2 protein-coding genes are annotated in these 3,665 nt (G+C 41.0%); one reads left to right on the forward strand and one right to left on the reverse strand.

All coding sequences use genetic code 11. The features are described 5' to 3' along the window. Positions 1-291: 291 nt before the first annotated feature. A complete protein-coding gene (locus ACEW8O_RS15275) occupies positions 292-1,383 on the reverse strand; it encodes a DUF1573 domain-containing protein (RefSeq protein WP_373495488.1) in 1,092 nt (363 codons plus the stop codon). A gap of 71 nt (positions 1,384-1,454) precedes the next feature. Between ACEW8O_RS15275 and trpS the strand changes: the two genes are divergently transcribed. After that, complete coding sequence (gene trpS, locus ACEW8O_RS15280; RefSeq protein ID WP_373495489.1) at positions 1,455-2,426, forward strand: tryptophan--tRNA ligase; 972 nt, start codon at positions 1,455-1,457, stop codon at positions 2,424-2,426. The last annotated feature ends 1,239 nt before the right edge of the window (positions 2,427-3,665 follow it).

Raw genomic sequence — 3,665 nt, forward strand, 5'->3', positions numbered from 1 at the left:
TGCGGCGCCGCCGCATTTCCCAACCCCCACCTCCCAACAAGACAACCCCGGTGGCCGATCCCGATAGCTATCGTGGACGAGGCCAGAATGATTTATCCTAAATGTCATTACCCTTTCTGAACATTTCAAAAATATTTGGGACTACCAATGACGCACCACACCTTCATCCTTTAAAAAGAGATTGCCACGTCGCACAAAAGACCATATAATAGATCAAAGTTTCTCTAGTGCTCCTCGCAATGACGCACCACTTCATCCTTCTTCCCTCATCCTTCATCCTTTTTACCCTCCCTACCTCACTGAGCTCCTAACCACGATTGTCCTGACGGGGTTCAAGGGGTCATTGCTGAAGATGGAGATATGCTTGTGGTCTATGCCTTTTCTGCCTTTGGGGTCAAAGGTGAATGCAAGGATTGTCCTCTCCTCTGGATCCAGTTGGTCTTTTCCTAAGTAGAGCTCAACACATGAACAATTGGCCGTTACTTTTCTGATTATTAAGGGTTCCTTGCCCATATTGGTAAAAGTGATGTTCCGGCTGATTTTGGAATTGGAAGAGATTTCCCTCAAATCAATTTCTGTTTCAGAAAGCCCCAATTTGGGGACAATTTCTTCCCTGCTTTTCGGGACGGGAGGAAAATATTCATAGACTACCGACATGACCCTCAGATCAAGTTTCTGGTCATCATTCAATGCAAGCTGAACCTTTTCATCAAAATATCCTAGATCATTTTTTCTTTCACCATCATAAGAAAAAATAAGCAGACCCCTTTGGCCGGGGTTGATGATTTCCGGCTGCATTGAAGCCATTAGATAGGAAGGAAGACCTTCTTGGACCTTTTCAAGTGAAACTTCCCCACTTCCAAAATTATGGACTTCCACATATTTTATTTTTGGCTCATTGGTAAACACATTACCCATATTGACAGCAGAAAGCTTGAAACCAAGACCACCGATCCTATGGGGATAAGCCATTTCTATATTTTCGGGAATTGGCATATTGATGCCTTCCAGGTATAATGTGTCACCATATATATCCTGATTGGTTCTGATGATAATCACTTTTGAAAAATCTCCACCCCTATGATCCGGATCAAATTGCACTTTGATGGAGGCAATATTTTCTCTGGACAGGGTGTCTTTTGAATAATCAACTGAGGTGCATCCACAATCAGTAGTGACATGCGTGATATAGATTGAATCCGGATGGTTGTTGACGGCAAAGTACTCAACCTGAACAGGTCCTTTTTCTTCCAAAACAGCACCGATATCTATTTTCTTTTGCTCCCAGGTCAGGGTTTTTCTTTCAAGTGTTTGAGCACCAAGAGGTAAACACAATAGTCCCGAAAGGAATATTGCAAGGCTTAGAAATATACAATTCTTCATATGGGCAAATAACGTGAAAATTCAACCGAATTGTACCTTGAATTATTTATTTTGCGCCAAATTTAAAAATAATGGCAAGAGTCCTTACAGGTATCCAAAGTTCAGGCAAACCACATTTGGGAAATATTCTCGGTGCCATCGCACCCGCTGTGGAATTGACAAAAAAAGAAGAGAATGAATCATTTATTTTTATTGCTGACCTTCACTCCCTTACATCGATCAAAGATGGTGAGCAACGAAAAGAAAATACCTTGGCAGTGGCTGCCGCGTGGTTGGCTTTTGGATTGGATATTGAAAGGACAGTTTTTTACAGGCAATCCATGATTCCTGAGGTTACCGAACTGACATGGTATTTGAGTTGCTTCACGCCATATCCCATGTTGGCCAATGCGCATAGCTTCAAGGATAAATCTGACCGCTTGGCAGATGTGAACGCGGGATTGTTTATTTATCCCGTATTGATGGCCTGTGATATACTATTATATAGTGCGGATATAGTACCTGTTGGAAAGGATCAGTTGCAACATCTGGAAATGGCCAGGGATATTGCAACTTCATTCAACCATAAAATGGAGGAGGATATTCTGACCATTCCGGAACCTCGGATTTCGGAATCTGTCATGACGGTTCCCGGAACTGATGGCCAGAAAATGAGCAAGTCCTATAATAACTACATTGATATTTTTCTTCCGGAAAAGGAACTGAAACAAAACATCAATAAAATCATCACTGACAGTACTCCTCTGGAAGAACCCAAAGATCCCGATACCTGCAATGTATTCAAGTTGTACTCCATTGTGGCGAATGAACAACAGACTGCCAGTCTGAGAAAAAAATATCTCGGTGGCAATTTCGGATATGGTCACGCCAAAATGGAGTTTATGGATCTTATTCTTACTAAATATTCCGGGGAGAGAAAGTTGTATGATCATTTCATAAAAAATCCCCAAGAACTGGAAGCCAAACTCGCAGCAGGTGAAGCCAAGGCAAGGACCATTTCAAAAGACATTTTGGGGAAAGTCAGAAAGAAATTGGGGTTTTAGATTTCCTACTTTTCAATTTTGGCTAAAGCCTTTTGGCATTAGGAATATATTTTTGAATGGGTTAAAGCCCAATTCTATTGATAAATCCCGTTGTCGGGAAAAAGGAATATTAGTTGGCTACAGGCATCATAGGATAATCACACAGAGAATTTTATTTGAACCACAAAAGAAACAAAAGGGATAAAAGGCTATTTCACCAAAGTTGATATTCAGTAACTTTTGTTTTCTTTTGTCACTTTTGTGGTTGCATAATTTTTTTGTTAAAACAATAATGACGGCCTATCCCGTTACCAATGACAGATTTAGAAATTGATGGTTTAGAACTATAAATAGCATTCGAATCTATTACAGGACTTTGCCTTGTCACCTCGACGTCAGGAGAGGTACCAATGACGTAATCGGAGCGGCCCGTCACCCTGATCCCGATGGCTATCGGGAGAAGGGTCTCTCGAGGTTCAGGAAATGCATAATAAACATAAATAGGACCTCTGGAGATTCTTCGTGCCTACCAATGACAGATATTCATATTGATGGTTTAGAACTATAAATAGCATTCAATTCTTTAAAGGACTTTGCCTTGTCACCTCGATCCCGATAGCTATCGTGGAGAGAGGTCTATGGCCTGATGTCATTACCAATTCTGAACATTTTAATAATGTTGGGGACTCAGAATGACGGCTGCCTAGAGAATAACTTGATGTCATTACCTTTTCTGAACATTTACAAAATGTTGGGGACTCAGGATGACGGCTGCCTAGCGGGTAACTTGATGTCATTCCTTTTCTTTATGTTTTTTATAAAAATGTTGGGGACTCGCAATGTCGTAATCGGAGCAGCCGTCATACTGCCCCCCCCCGATAGCTAATGGGGCTATCATGGAGAAGCATCTGATGAGGTGCAGTAATTGATAGAAATAAACAAAAATAGAATCTTCTGAGATTCCTCGTACATACCAATGAGAAGTAATTGAAGCAGCTGTTACCCTGATCTATTCAAAATTCATCATTAAAAATTTTGAATAATGAGCAAGGAACATCGAATGATGAATAATGAAGTCTTTGGATTCCTGACGAAATTAGGGTCTTCGCTTCACCACCCTAGCCTCTTGCCACCCAAAGGTCTTTCATGGACTTTCCGTTGATTCTAAGGACAAATCTTGTAGGATTGGGAATAATGACCAACCTGACATCCATTTTGTCAAATTGCTCGGATTCTATGGGTACACCTTCACCACCTTTG

The organism is Aquiflexum sp., assembly GCF_041749095.1.
Lineage (GTDB): Bacteria > Bacteroidota > Bacteroidia > Cytophagales > Cyclobacteriaceae > Aquiflexum.

Excerpts from the sequence above, each read along its gene's own strand:
- ACEW8O_RS15275 (WP_373495488.1), bottom strand. The coding sequence starts at position 1,383 with ATGAAGAATTGTATATTTCTAAGCCTTGCAATATTCCTTTCGGGACTA.
- trpS (WP_373495489.1), top strand. The coding sequence starts at position 1,455 with ATGGCAAGAGTCCTTACAGGTATCCAAAGTTCAGGCAAACCACATTTG.